This window comes from Anisomitus miae (SeqCode) (assembly GCF_054906395.1).
In genome coordinates, this window is sequence record NZ_JBRACL010000009.1 from 65,921 (window position 1) to 85,574 (window position 19,654).

Annotated in this window: 20 protein-coding genes; 1 reads left to right on the plus strand and 19 read right to left on the minus strand. The window is 30.4% G+C overall.

Annotated elements, in window-relative coordinates; genetic code table 11:
* Nucleotides 1-9: 9 nt before the first annotated feature.
* From AALI31_RS06930 to AALI31_RS06980, 11 genes are all read right to left on the minus strand, one after another.
* Nucleotides 10-1,470, minus strand: coding sequence for a spore germination protein (locus tag AALI31_RS06930; RefSeq protein WP_489885802.1), 1,461 nt, complete (start codon nucleotides 1,468-1,470; stop codon nucleotides 10-12).
* A gap of 12 nt (nucleotides 1,471-1,482) precedes the next feature.
* Nucleotides 1,483-1,677: a hypothetical protein gene (locus tag AALI31_RS06935; protein ID WP_489885803.1), complete on the minus strand. Its 195-nt coding sequence runs from the start codon at nucleotides 1,675-1,677 to the stop codon at nucleotides 1,483-1,485.
* Nucleotides 1,678-1,774: 97 nt separating this feature from the next.
* Complete coding sequence (gene ispE, locus AALI31_RS06940; protein WP_489885804.1) at nucleotides 1,775-2,638, minus strand: 4-(cytidine 5'-diphospho)-2-C-methyl-D-erythritol kinase; 864 nt, start codon at nucleotides 2,636-2,638, stop codon at nucleotides 1,775-1,777.
* A 102-nt stretch (nucleotides 2,639-2,740) separates the two neighbouring features.
* A complete protein-coding gene (gene cphA / locus AALI31_RS06945) occupies nucleotides 2,741-5,350 on the minus strand; it encodes a cyanophycin synthetase (protein WP_489885805.1) in 2,610 nt (869 codons plus the stop codon).
* Nucleotides 5,350-6,174: a cyanophycinase gene (locus tag AALI31_RS06950; RefSeq protein ID WP_489885806.1), complete on the minus strand. Its 825-nt coding sequence runs from the start codon at nucleotides 6,172-6,174 to the stop codon at nucleotides 5,350-5,352. Before AALI31_RS06950 ends, cphA begins: the two co-directional genes overlap by 1 nt.
* Before the next feature lie 447 nt (nucleotides 6,175-6,621).
* Nucleotides 6,622-6,861: a hypothetical protein gene (locus AALI31_RS06955; RefSeq protein ID WP_489885807.1), complete on the minus strand. Its 240-nt coding sequence runs from the start codon at nucleotides 6,859-6,861 to the stop codon at nucleotides 6,622-6,624.
* A gap of 166 nt (nucleotides 6,862-7,027) precedes the next feature.
* Nucleotides 7,028-8,581, minus strand: coding sequence for a DUF3794 and LysM peptidoglycan-binding domain-containing protein (locus AALI31_RS06960; RefSeq protein WP_489885808.1), 1,554 nt, complete (start codon nucleotides 8,579-8,581; stop codon nucleotides 7,028-7,030).
* A gap of 154 nt (nucleotides 8,582-8,735) precedes the next feature.
* On the minus strand, nucleotides 8,736-8,972 hold the full coding sequence (locus AALI31_RS06965; RefSeq protein WP_489885809.1) for a Veg family protein: 237 nt from the start codon (nucleotides 8,970-8,972) through the stop codon (nucleotides 8,736-8,738).
* 72 nt (nucleotides 8,973-9,044) lie between these two features.
* Nucleotides 9,045-9,944: a sporulation peptidase YabG gene (yabG, locus tag AALI31_RS06970; protein ID WP_489885810.1), complete on the minus strand. Its 900-nt coding sequence runs from the start codon at nucleotides 9,942-9,944 to the stop codon at nucleotides 9,045-9,047.
* A gap of 68 nt (nucleotides 9,945-10,012) precedes the next feature.
* The gene (fabI, locus tag AALI31_RS06975; RefSeq protein WP_489885811.1) at nucleotides 10,013-10,798 is read right to left on the minus strand and encodes an enoyl-ACP reductase FabI; all 786 of its coding nucleotides are present in this window, start codon (nucleotides 10,796-10,798) and stop codon (nucleotides 10,013-10,015) included.
* A gap of 124 nt (nucleotides 10,799-10,922) precedes the next feature.
* Nucleotides 10,923-11,927 carry a CotS family spore coat protein gene (locus AALI31_RS06980; protein ID WP_489885812.1) on the minus strand — a complete coding sequence of 335 codons (1,005 nt, stop codon included), beginning with the start codon at nucleotides 11,925-11,927 and terminating at the stop codon, nucleotides 10,923-10,925.
* A gap of 115 nt (nucleotides 11,928-12,042) precedes the next feature.
* On the opposite strand from AALI31_RS06980, the gene AALI31_RS06985 reads away from it, so the two are divergent.
* Entirely contained in the window at nucleotides 12,043-13,113 is a 1,071-nt protein-coding gene (locus AALI31_RS06985) for a glycosyltransferase family 4 protein (protein ID WP_489885813.1), read from the plus strand.
* Nucleotides 13,114-13,166: 53 nt separating this feature from the next.
* Here the strand turns inward: AALI31_RS06985 and AALI31_RS06990 are convergent, their stop codons facing one another.
* From AALI31_RS06990 to AALI31_RS07025, 8 genes are all read right to left on the minus strand, one after another.
* Nucleotides 13,167-13,448, minus strand: coding sequence for a thioredoxin family protein (locus tag AALI31_RS06990; protein ID WP_489885814.1), 282 nt, complete (start codon nucleotides 13,446-13,448; stop codon nucleotides 13,167-13,169).
* Between the two features lie 60 nt (nucleotides 13,449-13,508).
* Nucleotides 13,509-14,423: a thioredoxin-disulfide reductase gene (trxB, locus tag AALI31_RS06995; RefSeq protein ID WP_489885815.1), complete on the minus strand. Its 915-nt coding sequence runs from the start codon at nucleotides 14,421-14,423 to the stop codon at nucleotides 13,509-13,511.
* 7 nt (nucleotides 14,424-14,430) lie between these two features.
* Nucleotides 14,431-15,273, minus strand: a complete 843-nt coding sequence (locus AALI31_RS07000) for a DegV family protein (protein ID WP_489885816.1) — start codon at nucleotides 15,271-15,273, stop codon at nucleotides 14,431-14,433.
* 13 nt (nucleotides 15,274-15,286) lie between these two features.
* Complete coding sequence (locus AALI31_RS07005) at nucleotides 15,287-15,757, minus strand: tRNA (cytidine(34)-2'-O)-methyltransferase (protein ID WP_489885817.1); 471 nt, start codon at nucleotides 15,755-15,757, stop codon at nucleotides 15,287-15,289.
* A 96-nt stretch (nucleotides 15,758-15,853) separates the two neighbouring features.
* Nucleotides 15,854-17,251, minus strand: a complete 1,398-nt coding sequence (locus AALI31_RS07010) for a VanW family protein (RefSeq protein WP_489885818.1) — start codon at nucleotides 17,249-17,251, stop codon at nucleotides 15,854-15,856.
* A gap of 116 nt (nucleotides 17,252-17,367) precedes the next feature.
* On the minus strand, nucleotides 17,368-18,276 hold the full coding sequence (locus AALI31_RS07015) for a D-alanine--D-alanine ligase family protein (protein WP_489885819.1): 909 nt from the start codon (nucleotides 18,274-18,276) through the stop codon (nucleotides 17,368-17,370).
* A gap of 24 nt (nucleotides 18,277-18,300) precedes the next feature.
* A complete protein-coding gene (gene nth, locus AALI31_RS07020) occupies nucleotides 18,301-18,924 on the minus strand; it encodes an endonuclease III (RefSeq protein WP_489885820.1) in 624 nt (207 codons plus the stop codon).
* Nucleotides 18,893-19,651, minus strand: coding sequence for a lysophospholipid acyltransferase family protein (locus AALI31_RS07025; RefSeq protein WP_489885821.1), 759 nt, complete (start codon nucleotides 19,649-19,651; stop codon nucleotides 18,893-18,895). Before AALI31_RS07025 ends, nth begins: the two co-directional genes overlap by 32 nt.
* Nucleotides 19,652-19,654: the final 3 nt, after the last annotated feature.

The window sequence follows — 19,654 nt, forward strand, 5'->3', positions numbered from 1 at the left end:
ATTGCTCCTTTATTTTTGTCTTACTTTGTCTTGTGTATTCATATATTCAGGTCTATACTTAAACATATAAAGAGGATATTTTATAAATATATCCTTGAAATCCCTTTTTCTCATATTGATAATTGGAGATAGATAGGGTACTCCAAAACTATTCATTTCAAGCAAATAAGTCAAAAATATAAATGTCCCAAGTATTATTCCGTAAAATCCTATAATTCCCGCCATTATTATGTAAAACCCTCGAAAAATTCTTATTGCCAAGGTAATTTCATAATCGGGTGACATAAATCCACTTATAATGGTCAATGCCACAATCACTATCATAACAGGACTAGCAAGCCCTGCACTAACTGCTGCCTGACCTATAATAAGTCCTCCAACTATTCCAATAGTAGAACCAACAGCTTTAGGAAGTCTGCCAACTGCCTCGAGTAAAAATGCCAAGAAAATTTCCATTATTATAGCTTCAAAAATCGGAAGAAATGCAATCCCTTGACGTGAACTAGCAATTAGATATGCTAGTTTAGTCGGTATAATCGATGTATGAAAACTGGTAACAGCAACATAAAGCGATGGAAGCACAAGAGATATAATAATGGCAATTAATCTTATAATTCTTGAAAAACTGCTGTATATCCATCTCAGATTGTAATCATCTGGAGTCTGAAATAAATTAGAAAACGTGGAAGGTACTATTAATACGAAAGGTGAATTATCTACAATTATACAAACCTTTCCTTCATAAATCGCAGCGGACACAACCTCTGGTCTCTCAGTGGCTTGAATCTGAGGAAAAAGTTTCCACTTTTCGTCCTCTATTAGCTGTTCAATATATCCGCTATCAAGAATTGCATCTATGTTTATATCGTTTAATTTGTTTTTTACATTTTCTAAAACATCCTTGTTTACAATATCCTCAATATATGTAACTGCAATGTCTGTTTTTGATCTCACGCCAACTTTCATCTGCTCTATTCTAAGTCTTGTATCTCTTACTCTTCTTCTAACTAATGCTGTATTAAATCTCAAAACCTCGATAAACCCATCTCTTGAACCTCTTATAACAGATTCTCCAGAAGGCTCATCGATACCCCTATTAGGAGAAGATCTCGTAGCTATAATATACGCTTCAGATTTACCATCAATAAAAATAGCTGTTTCACCAGACAAAACATCTATAACGGTACTTCTTAAATTAAAATTACGCTTCATATCAGATACGGTCAGAAAGTTTTCCAAATTTTCATTTAGATTTACAAAATCTCTGTTACTATCTATCAAAGTTTCCATTACAAAATCATTTATAAGATCTTTATCCGCTATACCATCTACGTACAAAATCAAACATTTTGTTCCATTAACTCTAAACTCTCTAAATACAATGTCATTACTACTACCAAATAAATTCTTTAAATATCTGATATTATCATCCAACTTCAAATATATACTCTCTACGATTTGCTCTTCCATAACTTACCTCCTCTAGAACTTTATGGTCAAAAATAAACTAATCAAAGTCAAAATAATATAAACAACTATCAAAATCTTCAAAATCTTTTTATCCATTTTCATGGAAGAATTCTTTTTAAATTCTTTAGCATGATGAAAATACAATATTCCCAATACAACTCCCATTAAAACATAAAAATTTATATCTAAAAATTTCGATAATCCCATTAATCTTAATTCCTTCCAAAGTATATAATAATATTATTATTTTCTATTTTTTTGTAATTATTCATATAAAAAAGTGTGTACTAAATCTTTGTACACACTACTCATTTATAGTTTTTACAATAAATACCTCCTCAAAATCATTTTCAAATCTTCGATAACATTCCTTAGCCTTAGAAAAATTATCAAATATACCATACACTGCAGATCCACTTCCACTCATTAAAGAATTTATAGCTCCCATTTTTATCAACCCTAGCTTTATCTTAGCCAAATCTTCCATTCCACGTACTTTAGATTTTTCCAATGCATTAAACATATTTTTACAAACCCCATAAAAATCTTCACACTCAATGGAGTCAAGTATTTTACTTTTATTATACTTAAATGTCAAACATGAAAAATCTAAACTTTCATAAACTTCCCTTGTTGAAAATCCAAAACTTGGTTTAATTATAACAATACTTTTATTTGAAAATGGTACTAATTTTCTTACCTTTTCACCTATACCTCCACACAAAGCAGTACCACCAGTCAGAAAATATGGAAAATCTGCTCCTAAGGATACGATATCGCTATACAGTTCAGTTAAGTCAACACCTAAGTTGTAAATTAAATTTAATGCCTTTATAACTCCTGCTCCATTACTTGTCCCTCCACCGAGCCCAGCCTCAACAGGTATATTCTTATTAATAAAAATGGATATTCTACCCTTGAGATTATACCTATTCATAAACCACTTACAAGCTATATAGCATAAATTTCTCTCGTCAACAGGAACTAATGAAGGTTTATCACAAGATATATTTATTTCAACCCCATTAAAATTTTTTTCAACATGCAAATCTATCTTATCAAATAAATCTATCCTTTGAATTACTGTTTCAATATCATGATATCCATCATTTCTTTTTCTTAAAATATCCAAAAATAGATTAATCTTCCCATAAGTTTTAAATTCCATAAAATTTCTCCAATAACTTTATATAACTCTCTAGATTATATATAAAATAAAAACTAAAATCAAAAAAATATAGTCAAAGGCAACCTGCCTCTGACTATTTAATTATAAAGCTAATCCCTGTTCTGATATAGAACTATTTTGCTTCTCTACAATAATGTTATAAAGTTTTTCATAGTCCTCATAAAATGCGACGACAATATCGCCCTGTTTTGAATTATCTATAGCCTCACTTAATGCTTCTCCCTCGTCCAGAATTATTTTTAAATTCTTACTGGTTTCCCCAAAACCTTTTTTTATAAGGTCAGCGATCTCAAAATCTCTTCTCCCTCGTTTATCACTATCTTCTTTTACGTAATTAAAACTCAGATATTCCTTGCACAACTTTCCTATTTCAATCGCCACTCTATCGCTCCTATCTCCAGGTATACCCGTAACTCCAATAATATTTTTATAACCCATTTTTTTGATGCTCTCAAACACCGATTTAAATCCCTGTATATTGTGTGCATAATCTAAAATTACCTTTATGCCTCTAACATCAAACTGATTAAATCTCCCTTTATTGTGATTACTGTCACACAAAAAACTCTTTAATCCTTTGGATATTATACAATAATCTATCTCAAGTCCAACAAGAGATGCCGTTGCAGTCAAAACATTCTCTATGTTGTAAGTTAGCATACCTCCAAAAGTAATAGGAATATCCTTTAAATCAGCAATGTGAAAAATTCTCTTATTTTTCTCAACATACACTGAACCATTATCTACATATATACCGTAATTCCCATTTTCTAAATTTCGCTTCAAGAACTCATTATCTCTAGTTTTAGAAAAAGCTATAATATTTCCCTTAGCTCTAGATGAAATATGTTTACACATTTCGTCATCTGCATTTATCACCGAATATCCATCTGACTTAACAGCTTCTATAATTAACGATTTAACATGAGCAAGTTCGTCTAAGTTATTAACTCCATCTATTCCTAAATGATCATCACTAATATTAGTTATTACCCCGACATCTGCCAAATCATATGCAATACCATTTCTTATAATTCCTCCTCTAGCAGTCTCCAAAACAGCTATATCAACATCCTTGTTTAAAAGAATACTTCTAGCACTTGAAAACCCCGTCATATCTCCTTCGACAATGCACTGATCATTTATGAAAATACCACTTGTAGTAGTCATTCCAACCGTGTATCCCAATCCTCTCAGAGTATGTGCAATCATACGTGTTGTAGTAGTTTTACCATTTGTACCAGTAATTGCAATGACTGGTATACTCTTTGGAGAATTTTTAAACAATGCGGAAACTATAGCTCCAGAAACATCTCTTGAAATACCCTCACTCGGATAATGATGCATCCTTATACCAGGAGCAGCATTAACCTCCACTATAACACCATTATTATATAAAGGTTTCGAAATATCTTCACAGCACAAATCAATACCACATATGTTAAGCCCAATAGCCTTAGCAGATCTAATACATATATCTATATTTTCTTTACAAATTTCATCTGTACAATCGACAGATGTTCCACCTGTTGACAAATTTGAATTCTCTCTCAACATTAAAGTTTTATTCTCTTCCAGTACACTCTCTAAACTATATCCTTGCTTAGATACACAAAATATAAGTTCTCCATCGACTTTAATCTTAGTGAGTGGTTTCTCATGCCCATATCCCCGTTTATCATCTTCATTTAATTTATCTATAAGATCCCTTACAGAAAGAACTCCATCTCCAACTACAAATGGAGGATTCCTCCTTGAAACAGCTATAACCTCTCCATCAACGACACATACTCTGTAGTCATAACCAAATACAAATTGCTCAACCATAATATCTTTATACTTTTGCCTTATATCACTATAAGCTTCTATAAGTTGTCTCTCATCCTGTATATTTAGATACACACCCTTACCTTGATATCCATACTGAGGCTTCAAAACTACCGGATATCCAATGGCTTCGGCTTCAATCAAAAGTTCTAATTGGCTATTTACCCTATCTCCCTTTGCCACAGGCAAAAATTGCATTTCCAGAAGTCTCTTAGTCAAAACTTTATCACTTGCAATATCAACACTAATAGAGCTTGTATTCGAATCTATAGTTGCCTGTATCATTTTACTATATCTTCCATAACCAAGCTGAAACATAGAGTTATCGTCAAATCTTATTATGGGTATGCCTCTCTCCTTAGCAGCATCACACAAAGCCAATGCACTCGGACCAAGATTTTCATATTCCAGTATTTGTTTTATATCTTCTATCCTAGGTTTAATATCTATATCTTTTTTATTTATCAAAGAATTTATCAGATCGATGGCAAGCCTAGCTACAGCCAAAGCAGTCTTCTTGTAAATATACTCAAAAACAACATAATAAAAGTCACCCTCAATCTCACGTGCCTTACCATAAGCTATCTCAAGTCCAATTCTACTATGTAAAGCAATAATAGTGTGCTCACAAACATGAGCCAAATAAGTTCCTTCTCTCAACCTCTTTACAAAACCATGTTCCTCATCTATACCGCATCTATGCTCCCAAATTTCTGGCAATAAGCTGATTAATCTGTCATTGAAACCATCTATAGATTTACTGGGAATCTCACAATATCCCTCTAGATCAACATCCATTCTAACTACTTTCCTATGGGAATAAATATTCTTACCCTCATAAGCTCTGTAACTTAAAATTTTCATTATCTTATTCTTTCCTCCTCAAATGGTTGCTTCCTTACTAAATCAAAACAATTTCCACTTTTTAAAACATGCATTTTAACATTGAATAAACTTAAAGGAACTTCGTTTTCTTGTTCTAACAAACTGCTATAAGTCAAATATCTTCCATCTATTATATAAACGGCTCCCGAACCTATAACAGTAAAATAATTTTCTTTTTTGTTAACTATTATTGCTGTATCTTCGTCTATGCCAATACCCAAAACACTAGGATTTTCCGCTATTGCCCCCAGCAATCGCCCAATCCTTCCCCTCTGTGCAAAATGCTGATCTATCATTACTCCTCTCATAAATCCTAAACCGGGACATTTTGATAAATTATGTTTCTTAGGAGACTCTTCATCAGGTCCTCTTACGATCATAGTCTCACTCATAACGGAAGCTCCTGCTGAAGTACCGGCAAATATCCCCCCATTTTTATGAAGTTTCTTCATTTCTTCATGTAAAGGAGTCCCCCCTATTAAACTTGTTATTTTAAGCTGATTTCCACCTGTAAAAAATATTAATGAGGCTCTTTTTATCATATTTAGAAAATTCTCATCTTCACATTCTTCTCTAGAAGAGATATTTAATATTTCGACATTTTTCACTCCAAGATCATTAAATAAATTTTTATAATCATAACCTATTTCTTTTCCCAAATCAGAAGCTAATGTAGAAACTATCATTAAATCTCGTTCTTTATTAATCATATCAGCAACTTTTCTAAGAATTTCTCTATTTCCACTTTTATCTTCAGCTCCACCTATAATTATAAGTGCACCCTCAATAGCACAACAACTCATTAACTTCTCACCTCATACACCTTAATATTTTTAACCACTCTAAAAAATAATATTCATAATTTTCTAATAACCCATTCAACATAGATTCCTAAAATGAACTAAGATGTAGTATGTACAATTATTACTTTTAAAATTCAAATTTTTCAAAAGTAATACCATAAACTATGAGTATAAGATAATTTATAGCCTAACATATTCAATAATCGCCTTCGTTTGCAATCCTATATAGATTATAAACATGAGGTATAATACTAAAAATATATTTCGTAGCTACACTCTCTCAACACATGAAACTATTTCTAATTAATTGGTCATCTAAACCTATATAAATAAAAAGAGGCAATATTGAAATTGCCAACACCACATGAATATGTTTTGATTTAATACCTATACGGTGCAACTCAGAAATGGGTTGCACCGTTTTTGTGATTGTACGATAAAACGAAATTAATGAGGATTCTTTTGCATTTCTTTCATCATAGCAAGAATTTTCCGCTCAGTCGGAATATCAATCATTCCAGCAGCAATGACATACACATTAACTTTTACATAACAGTGACTACTTGATTTCTCATTGTTTTGAAGCAATTTGAAAAAGAGTCCATCTGAAAGAATTCCGGCAGCATTTTGTTCAAATACTTTCTCAATCAGCTTGTCGATTTCAAAATACGAGATATTAAAAATCAAAGACGAATGAGTGGATTTTAGACAGAGAAAAAGACTCTAACCTTTTACAGCCAAAGTCTTTTTCATCTCTTTGAAATGCCCTATAAAATCACATTCTTATAAATTTTAAGTTACTGCCTTATGTGACGTTAGCAAATAATATTGCCTCTTTTTTATTTATGCATATTTAAATTATAGCCTTAGAAGGGATTAATAGTTTATATCCAAATATATTATCATCCTGATTCAGATTGTTAATTCTACATATATCTTCTACAGAAACACAGTACTTCTTAGCAATTCCCCACAAAGTATCTCCATATCCAACGACGTATATTACAAAACTGCTCTCCTTAGCAGGCATTTCATCTTGAGTCTTATACATATCAACTAAAATATCCCTTCTAATTTCACAGTTTACATATGTTTTTACATTAATTATAGCCTTAATGCCTATGGTCTTGGCTTCAATGAGTGCATCTATACTTTCCAAATTACATTTAACAATAGTATCAACATCTATTTTTATGTCATTACTTTCAAACACAGTCGTGAATGGAATATCGCAAGACAAATTTAATATCTTCCCATCATCTGTATTAGTTTTATACATCACATTCGCCTTTACTAAACCATCCACAGTTACCTTACCCTCTACGATTTTCTTATCAATCATAACACATCTTCCTGTACTGTATACAATATTGGATATCATATCTCCGATTTCCACATTATCTTTTACTATTATATCAGCATTGTTATAATCTTTTAAAATATTCATCTTGTAACTATTTTTAACCATATTTATTGACGAATATTTACTATACGAATCATCTACAACCGAAACTATATTATTATGAATAACTTTCAAATTACACTTCAAGCTTATGTGAATATTTATAAGCTTACTTTCACCCGATTCATCTTCATCTATCATATATTCAAATCCTGATATAAACCAGTTATCTATAGGAATCATTTCCTCTGAAATATCTTCAGATTCCACTTCTTTTGTTAAGTAAACATCTTGTTCTAAGCAATATAAATCCTCAAAATTAATTCCTTTATATAACACCTTAATCTTACAATAAGCATTATATACAATTTTTGAATCTAGTAACTTACACTCAGTCTTATATGTATGAGAATCACAGACAAGTATTTTTGAAATGGAGGGTTTGTCCACAGGAATATTTATAACCACTTCATTTGTTAATTCTTCCTCAAATATTCCCCTTACTTCACAAATTTCAAAATCCTTCATTAAAAGCTGAACATCATCACCTTGTCCATCCAAATCACAAACAGTCTCAACATCGACTATTTCATTTGAAAAAGACCTAAATTTTATTATTCCTTCAATGCTAATTTTTCTTTCGTTAAGCACCTGATAATCTATATCAATGACCTCATTACTTATATTATATAAACTTTCTCTTTTTACTCCAGAAACTTCAATATATAAGTTAAATTTATCTGAATAAGAAATATTATATATATCTTTTTCTTCGTACCTAGCTGTATAAATTATACTATATATAAGTTCTCCCTCTACAAATATTTTATCTGTAAAAGCTTCCGTGTTAATGATTCTTGGTTTTACATCTACCAACAATATTTTATCAACATCTGGATGAGTATCAGGTATTAAATACTCTCCCTTAATATTAAGTTTATTCATACCCTCCAAATATCTACTCTCATAGGTAATTTTCTGTTTCTTTAAATTTAGTTCCTCCACTTTTTCTACCTCCAAGCTTTAATTAATACATATTTATTAGTTATTATTAGAAAATATTCCTATGCTCATTTATAAAACCTTGAAATTAAAAACCCCAAGGCTCTCCTTATACAAAGAGAGCCCTTAATCCTATGTAACACCTTCAAATTAAAAATCAACTCGCATAAACTATTTGAACTGTATTGGTTAACACATCAGAATAGCTATAAGTCACTATGCGTTGGGTGTCATTCTCTAATCTTATTAAAAAGATACTTTGATAAGTTTTCTCAATGGTACCTTTATCAATAAAAATTCTCCTTCTTCCTCCATTAGCTTTAAGAGTAACCTTATGACCAACATGGTTTTCTATATCTTTCCTTATAGATGCTAAAGTCTTTAAATTACCCACAGCAACACCCTCTTTCCTAAGCTGTATTGTATCACAAATATTTAATAATTGTCAAAATTTAGTATTTTACAATTAAATATAAAATGATTTCGGAAATCCTTCCCTATATTTACCTCTAGTTTGCACACCTCCAACACCATTAAATCCTGTTATTGTTTCACTTAAAATTTCATCTATTTTTAAAGTTTCATCAATCGATGTATTAAATATTTTAGAACAAACAAACACAGGATCTAAACAATGAACAAGAACTCTCCTAGGAGATGTAGCAAAATTAGCTCCAGCTTCAATCAACAATTCATAACAGCTTTGACAAGCTCCGGCAAATATTACTAGACTATCCAAATCTCTCTCATAATTTCTAAGTTTTTTCACACTTTCTAAAAAATACCTTGAATTTTTATACAAATTTAGATCCATATAATCGTTTATATTTTTACTCATACTATCATGTCCAGTTAGTACCACAATATCTGGATTATAAAATCTAACTAAGTCCAGTATAATATCAGGTTGCCTATACTCTTCAACGCATTCGCCATATACATTTACAAACAACTGCTCATACACGCTGATACACTTTGACAAATATTCAAAATCTCCATCTACGTGTAGCACGCTTCCACTCCTTCCGAAACTACTTCCCTTTTTTTTTAAAACTTTACCTATAGCACGAACACGCCGCTCTCCATAATTATTATTTTGAATATGTGTATAATCACTACAAATATTTTTATATTTTTTTTTATTCTCAGAAGCTTGTTTTATTTTTTGTTTTACAAACCTAGACAAATTATCTTCCACATAATCTTCTATTATTTCTAAATCATCTTCAAATGCATCAGCAATAATTCTTATACTCTCGCCCTTTAAAATAAACCGCTTATTCCCGTCTTTGAATTTCACATTAACTATTTTAAATTTTATATCCCTACTGTAAGATTTTCTAACTACTATATCTCCTATTTTCATAAATACCTTTTAAAAAACCCATATTTATATCTCACAATATATGGTAATTAAAATTTTGTGATACTACTTTATATATTCCTTCCACCTAATATGTTAAATCCAGAGTCAACGTGTATTATTTCTCCTGTTATACCTCTAGACAAATCGCTAATTAAAAATAATGCTGTATCTCCAACCTCTGACGGATCTGTTGATCTTCTAAGTGGAGAATGCTTTTCTATTTCCTGTAAAATATAATTAAAATCCCCTACTCCCTTAGCAGAAAGAGTCCTTATAGGACCTGCAGATATTGCATTAACTCTTATACTTCTCTTACCAAGATCATTTGCTAAGTACCTAACACTCATATCAAGCGACGCTTTCGCAACCCCCATCACATTATAATTAGGAATAACCTTTTCACTTCCATAATAAGTAAGTGTAACTATGCTTCCTCCTTCAGTCATATAAGTAACTGCTTCTTTCACAATACCCGTTAATGAATATGAACTTATGCTTTGAGCTAATAAAAACCCCTCTCTAGTAGTATTTAAATACTCTCCTCTTAACTCATCTTTATTAGCAAATGCAATAGAGTGTACTATTCCATGTATAACCTTAAACTTTCTCCCTATATTTTCAAAACACTCCTTTATACTTTCATCACTTGCAACATCACATTCAAATAAAGAAAATCTTTCTCCCAAAACATCTGTTGCCAAACCTTCGATATTCTTTTTAAACTTTTCACTCACATAGGTAAATATAATGTTAGCTCCAGAACTATGTAAAGACTTAGCTATATGCCAAGCTATGCTAAAACTGTTAGCAACACCCATGACAACTATATTTTTTTCATTTAGCAATATTTCCATGATATTTCCTCCTTAATTCAATTTTAAAATTCCTGTTTCATTAGATAATTTATTTTATCTACTTAAAAAAAAGAAAGTCAATAAAAAAATTTAAAACGTGTAAAATCTATACACGTTTTAAAGGCTAAAAATTTATAGAAAACTCTTTCTTAAATTTATCCAAAAATTTTGTATACTCTTCCTTTTCATTTATTAATTTCTCAAAATGATTTATAAAGGAATTTTGTCTCAATAACATATCACTATAAAAATATCTATTAGATATCCTCCAAAACCTCTGAGGAAACATTAAAAATCCATAAATTATAAATACATCATCATATCTTAACTCTAAAATGTCTCCATAATTCTTTATTATCTCCTTGCATAAATTTATATCCCAGTTATTTTTTTTCAAAACCTTTGTAATGAAATTTGCTATATCGTAACTCTTAACCTCTCGTTTACAATAATCAAAATCTAAAATATTAACATTGCCTTGATTATCAATCACTATGTTGTGACTAGTATAATCATGATGACAAAAACTCTTCTCTTCCTCAACCTCTCTGCACATATCATAATATTTTGAAACCTCAAAAATTTTATAAGCTTGTCTAGCCAAGTCCTTGTAAAAATCATAGTTTTTTATATACATCATATCTATATCATTTTTAACACCTTTTTTTCTAGCCATATCTCTCATTTTATCAAATGATCTTATACGTTTACTCATAACACTCGGCCATCTATCTAAATCACTTTTTAATTTTGAGTGTTCTGGAGGTTCATAACCTCTTGAACATACGTGAAGGTTTGCCAATGTCCTAGCTGCACTATTTATATCATCTATACTTGAAAAATCGCATTCTCTACCCTCAATCCATTGAGAAAGAGTGTATATATCCTCATTTACTATTGCATAGCAATTATTATCTATACTCAATTGAAATCTATCTACATTAACAAATCCATTTTTTATTAAGTGTTCTTTAGCTTCGTATATAAATAGTAATTTTTGAATACCATATGATATTTTTTTTAAGCACATATCTCCCTTATTTGTTCTTAAAAAATAAATTCCTTTGCTCGGTCTTATTTTCTCAATTTTAAGATCGAACTGCCTCTCAATCTCAAACTCTCTCATCATACTCTCCACCTCCTTTATATCAATATGTTAATAGCATAGAAATTATTATTTTCATTAACAATTTTACTTTAACTTAATATTATAAAATTATAAATTTCAAAAGAAAGGCTCACAAATGAACATAGCAATAGATGGAAGAGCTGCTTTTTTTTATGATGGAAGCGGAATTGGAAATTATTCCTATGAAATTATACAGAATATGCTCAAAATGAATAAATCTCATTCAATAGATATATACAAGAATCTTATCAACAAAAATTTTTCTAATTCATTTTGGAAAAATTCAAATAATCCAGTTAAATTAAATAAATTTTATGAAATATTTTTCAATCCACATAATGGGATAGGTCTACCTATTGAAAATTCAGAAATTATAATAACTACCCTTCATGACATAATTCCATCAAAACTTCCAAATACTGTTAGTAAAGAGTATTTACAAATCTATAATTCAAACATATACTCAACATTAGAAAAAAGTAGTACAATTATAACTGTTTCCAATTTTTCAAAAAATGATATATCATCTACTTTTTCTATAAACAAAAATAAAATATATGTAACCTACTTAGCTCCTTCGAAAATCTATTACCCAATAAATAAAAAATATTGCAGGAATTTTTTATTTAAAAATTATAAAATCGATTTTGACTACATCCTATATATAGGAAGCTTTAGTCCCAGAAAAAATATAATAGGACTAATTGAAGCATTTTCAAGAATTGAAAAATCAAATCCTTATGTTAAACTTTTGATAGTTGGAAAAAAAGGAAAATCTTACGATACCTATTTCAAAAAAGTTCGTGATTTAAAGTTAATAGATAAAGTCATTTTCACAGGATTTGTAAAAACAGAACATCTTCCTTATTTTTACAACTCATGTCAATGTTTCATATATCCATCTTTTTATGAAGGATTCGGTCTTCCACCACTTGAAGCTATGGCTTGTGGCTCTCCCGTTATATCATCAAATCTTACGTCTATGCCCGAAATTTTAAAAAGTAATCCTCTATATATAAATCCCTTTGATGTAAATGATATATCTCAAAAGCTAGATTTAATCCTAAATGATAATTTATTAAAAGATAAATTAATTGAAAACTCTTTAAATCATTCCAAAAGCTTTTCTTGGGAAGAGACATCTAAAAAAACATTAAAGATAATTGAGGATCTTAAATATAAATAAATTATGAAAATTAGGGGTCAAAATAAATTGACCCCTCTGTTTTAATCCAAAGATTAAATATTCTTCTTTATAAATTCTTCTATATCATCAATAGAATTTATATCATTTGGTACTAATCTAGACCTTTGTATACCATCTTCATAAATCACTATAGTAGGAAGTCCCATGACCTTTTCCTTTACAGCAAACATTTTATCTTCATCAACGTTAAACTTTAAAAACCTTATACCACTATTTTCATACTTTTTGGCCAATTCCTCAATTCCACTCATAAATCTCAAACACTTCTGGTAATCATTACCCCAAAAGTCAACAAAAGAAACTCCACTACTCAACTCCTATTTAAAATTATCCTTGCTTAAAGATTGCACTATATCATTCCCTTTCACAAAATATTAATTTAGATTTTCCAAATACCTTTCTGCCATTATGGAAGCTATAGCTCCATCTGAAGCAGCAGTTATAATTTGCCTTAAGTTTTTGCTTCTAAGATCCCCTGAAACAAAAACACCTTTGATATTAGTTTCCATATTCTCATTGGAAATTACATAACCAGAATTATCAAGATTTATTTTACCTTGTATTATATTATTTATTGGATCAAGACCAACAAATACAAAACATCCATCTACATCTAGATTGCTCTTCTCTCCACTAACAACATTTTTTAAAATAAGCTTCTCTAAAGTGCCATTTCCTTGTGCTTCCTCTACAACTGTGTCTAATATAAACTCAATCTTTTCATGGTCCTCAACTTTTTTAATCAAAGATTTCGCTGCTCTAAACTCCTGTCTTCTATGAATTATTTTTATGGATTTTGCAAACCTTGTAAGATACAAAGCTTCAGTCATAGCGGAATCTCCCCCACCTATAACCGCAATATCTAAATCTTCAAAAAAAGCACCATCACAAGTTGCACAATAAGATACTCCCATACTCCTAAATTCAGTTTCATTTTTGAATCCCGCAAGCCTAGGCTTTGCACCCATTGCCAAAATAACGGCTTTAGATCTAAATTCTCCTTCATAGGTTTTAACAATCTTTATATCTGAATCTAAATCAACTTCGGTAACATCATCTCTTGATATATTAACCCCGAAATTTTCGGCTTGCTCCCTCATAACTTCTGATAAATCCGGACCAGTAACCTTTAGAATTCCTGGATAATTTTCAACTTCATGAGTTGTAGCAGTTTGTCCACCAAAAGATTCCTTTTCAAACAAAAGAGTTTTTAACTTGCCTCTTCCAGCATAAAGACCAGCTGAAAGTCCAGCTGGACCTCCACCTATAATTATAATATCGTAAATCATAAGTCCCTTACCTCCTATACTTTTTTTTTAAGAAAATTCCTATACATTTATTACCAGAATAACATCCGATAACACAACCTACATGCATAGATGTACAACTATACCCCTTGCTTTTCAAGTACTTCTCTACATCTCTAAATATATCATCCTTCGAATGTAAAATCCACACTAAAGTATTTTCATCTACGCCGCTATTGTTTATAAATCTCACTAAATAATCGAATAGTTTTTTTTGTCCCATAATCTTATCAATTAATATAACTTCACCATCTACCATACTAATGATTGGTTTTACTCTTAAAATATTTCCAACAGTTCCAATAGCTTTATTAACCCTACCTTGCCTAATCAGATTAGATAAACTATTGGTTACGACACAACACTTAACCTTAGGTATACCATCCTCTATACATGCACATACTTCGCTTAAACTGTAACCTTCTTTAATCATATTGGCAGCTTCATAAATAAGCATACCCATTCCACAGCTTACATTTAAGGTATCATATATAAAAATATCTTTAGTATCCAAAATATCTCTTGCAATAAAAGCAGATTCATAAGTTGAACTTATCTTACTAGAAACATGAATAGAAATTATTTTATATCCTTTATCTAAATACTTTTCATATATGTCTTTGAACACATCTGGACTAACTGGAGATGTAGTAGGAAAATCATCTGTGTTAGAAATTATATCATCGAGTCCATCAAAATCTATATCTATACCATCCCTATAGGATTTTGAATTTATATTTACAGACAATGGTACAACCTCAATGTCTAATTTGTTAACCATATGTATTGGCAAATCACATGTACTATCTGTGATAATTTTTATTTTCTCCACTTCTTCCTCCGTTTTACTTCATATTTGGAAAACCAACTTGGCGCAAAGCCTCATACAACATTATATTTACAGAATTAGCTAGATTTAAAGATCTTGTAGACGTACTAACCATAGGAATTCTTAATTTGTTTTCATCTTGCACAATACTCATTATTCCCTCTGGAAGTCCTTTTGATTCTTTTCCAAATAAAAAACAATCTCCATACTTAAACGAAGGTTCGTTATAAATTCTTTTAGCCTTAGTTGAACAGATATATATTCTATTGTTTCTATACAAATTATAAAAATCTTCAAAGTTCTCGTGTATTGTTAAATCTAAATCTTTCCAATAATCAAGGCCAGCTCGTCTTATGCTTTTATCATCTATAGAAAAGCTAATTGGCTTTATTAAATGTAATTTAGAACCTGTTAACACACATGTTCTTCCTATATTACCTGTATTGAGTGGCTTCTCCGGCTGGAACAATACTATATTAAAAAACAAATTTTTTATAAAACTCACCTCCAATATGAATAAATAAAAAAAGGATTATATTAAATATAATCCTTTTTTTATAGAATTTGAAGATATTTTCAAACCTTACTTAGTACCAACCCTAACAACCTCTTGCTGAGGTACATAATAATCATTCCAAACAAGTTTCTTTTCTAAAGTCTCTCCTGTATTCTTATCCTTAGAAACAATATAAACTCTAACCCTGCTACCATTAACTCCTTTTTTCTCAACAACTTGTTTTCCCTTAGCTAAGGTATCATCATTCACAGTTTTTGTAGTGAATGAAACCGTTTCATAAATCTCAGTTGAAATTGAATATGTCTTATTCATTTCAGTCACATCTCCATAAATAGAAACCGTTAAGTTTCTTTCTGAAGTAGATATATCTATCAAAATAGGAAAATTATATGTGTTCTTAAACACATAGTCCAAACTTCCCCAAGCAACAGCTGCATCATATCCTAGAGGCATATAAGATGTTGGAAGAGTATGATTTCTTCTTTGAGTAGGTATTATTCCAGCAGCAACAACTGCTTGATGAAGAGTACTGGATACTTGACATATTCCTCCTCCTAAACCAGACTCATACACATTTCCTACAATAACAGCAGCATCTTTATATCCCCTCTCCCTAGTTCTAGGTCCAACAGTACTATTAAAACTAAAACTTTCTCCTGGCATTAAAATCGTTCCATTTATAGCATTCGCAGATAACTCAATATTTGTAGCTCTTTCTGTTGAAGAGCTTTTATAGTTCGTAGTATATGAAGATATTTTACCATTTATTTTTTCCAAAACATCCGATGAAATTTTAGGAGAAGTCGATCGAGTAGCTAGATAAATCCCATTTTCTGAAGCTGACGAAGGATTTGTATCATTTATCATTTTGATCAAAGACTCCTTATCCACCTCAAATCCATCACTACCCTCAGTCAATATGACTTGTCCATCTAATATTTGTGCTTTAGCATCAACAGCACACAAATTAAACCTATCAGAAAGTTTTTGATAAAGGTCATCTATACTCTTATCTATATCAAAAACCCTTAACAATTCAATATCCTTTCTATGGGTTGGATTAAATATTTGACTTATCTTTTGGAAATAACTAAGATCCTTAGAAAAAAGGAATGCCTCTTCTATAGCTTTATCATAATCATAGGTAACTCCGAGTTCACCATAAGATATCAGCACACTCTCATCACCTAACACAAATTCAATATCTCCATTATTTTCGTTATGAGAAAACGAATCTACCAAAAAATCCCTCAAACTTTCTCTATTAAACCCGCTTACATCTAATCCATTTATGGTAACTCCTATATACACTTTATCTTCCCAACTACCAACAGTGCTACGAAATCCTAAATTTAAAAACCCTATAAGAAAAATCATGCTAATAACAGTAAGTCCAATAGTTATAAATGTCAAGAATCTGCTACTAAATTGCAAATTTCTATATGTTTTTAAGACCTTATACATACAATCCTACCTCTAAAATTTTTAATTACAAATACATTCATCAATGATATCACAATTTAATATACAATACTACAAAAAAAGCACAAACTATTTTAATGTTCATGCTCTTTCACACTTTATTTAAACTCTTTAATGGAATTTTCTATTATAATATCTAACAAAGTTTGGAAATTAATTCCTATACTTTTAGCCATTTTAGGAAATATGCTTTCCTCAGTCATTCCTGGTAAAGTATTGATTTCTAAAAAATGCGGTATATTATCTTTAATTATAAAATCTATCCTTGAATAAACTCCACATGATAGAACATTGTGACACTTCAGTGCAATCTCTTTTACCTTACATTCAAGCTCTTTAGATAAAGTTGCAGGTCTTTCAATGGTAGAATTATCATACTTTGCTTTATAATTAAAGATTTTATTATCACTCATCGGTATAATTTCAAAAATTGGAAGTACTTCCTCATTTAATATTCCACAGCTTATTTCTTTTCCATCTATAAACTCTTCAATTAGTATATTATTATCATAACTAAACGACATTTCTATATGTTTAAGCAATTCTTCATAGTTATGAGAAAGATAAGTTCCCAAACTAGATCCTCCTGAATTTGGTTTAACAATTAAAGGAAATTCAAATTTGTCTATCGATAATTCAAATTTGTCTTTCGTGAGAACTATACTTTTTGCCATGTCAATATTAAAATTCGCCAATATATTTTTCACAATAAATTTGTTCATACAAATAGAACTTGAAAAAAATCCACATCCATTGTATTTAACATCCATAGAATCAAGTATGCTCTGAACCCTACCATCTTCACCGAAACTACCGTGGAGAGCAATATACACAAAATCTAATCCATCACACTTAAATATATCTCTTTTATTATTCAATATTATTTCACATACATCGTATTTATCTCTATTCAAATTAGAGCTTATCTGTTTGCCAGTGTTAATAGATACCTCTCTTTCAGAAGATATTCCCCCATAAAGCACTCCAATTTTTAACTTTTCGCCCATTTAATCCCTCCAAGAGTAATTTTTTTATTTTTTATAATATTTACAATACATGCTAATTGTACATTCATTACATTTAGGATTCCTTGCAGTACAACATCTTCTTCCATGAAATATGATTGTATGATGACAAATAGTCCAAAGAGATTTATCTATATTTTTCATAAGATCAATTTCTGTTTTCTCAGGAGTATGCGCTTTAGCTAGTCCAATTCTATTTGAAACTCTAAACACATGAACATCAACAGCAAATGCCTGTATACCAAAACAATTTGATATAACCACATTCGCAGTTTTTCTTCCAACTCCAGGCAAAGTTACTAATTCATCTCTTGTTTTTGGAACCTCACCGTCAAATTTATCAATAAGCATCTTACACAAAGATACAATGTTTCTACTTTTCACCTTATATAGACCAATGATTTTAATTTTTTCCTGCAACTCCTCTTGAGTCAAATGAATGAACTTCTCTAACGTTCCATATTCTCTAAACAACTCAGATGTTACCTCATTGACTTTTTTATCGGTAGTTTGTGCCGACAATACTGTTGCAATTAATAATTGAAACGGACTTTCGTATTGGAGTTCACATTTAGCATCTGGATAGGTTTCCATTAGCTTATTCACTATTATCTTTATATCTTTCTTCATTGTCTCCGTACACACCTCTATATTCTTCTGGTAACATTTTTGAAATACCTTTCATTAAATAAGTAATACACCTTTCCTCATAATCTATCTTTGATTCATCCTCAAGTTTTGACGGCAATATCATCTTATCTCCCACATCTACAAAAACATCCGCTCTATAAAAAGTTTCATTATTCATATCACCATTTTCGTCTATAGGCATAAATTTTTCACTACCGTATATAGCAAGTGGGACAATAGGAACATTACAAAGTTTTGCAATCAAATATATACCTCTTTTTGCTTTAATCATTGCTCCGTTTCTACTTCTAGTCCCTTCTGGAAAAATAAAAATACTATTTCCATTTTTCACATATTTTACAAGATTAGATATTGCACTTTTATCAGGAGAAGATGGAGTTATTTGTATAGTTTTTACAACCTTACATCCCAAATTAGTCATTGGGTCTTTTGTAAGTTTAACCCCCATGACAAAAGTAACATCTTTATTTTCAAGAACTTTATTTAATATTAATCCGTCAGAATTACTCAAATGATTACATATAAAAATCACAGGAGCTTCAAAGGATGAAAGCTTATTTTTATTTAAAACTTTGAGATTTGCATAAGATTTTATATAAAAATTAATACTTGTATCTATAATAACTTTGAGTAATCTCTCCGGAAGTATTTTCTCAAGAAATAACGTAGTCGACACCAAAAATCTCATAAGTCCTACTTTTTTCATAAA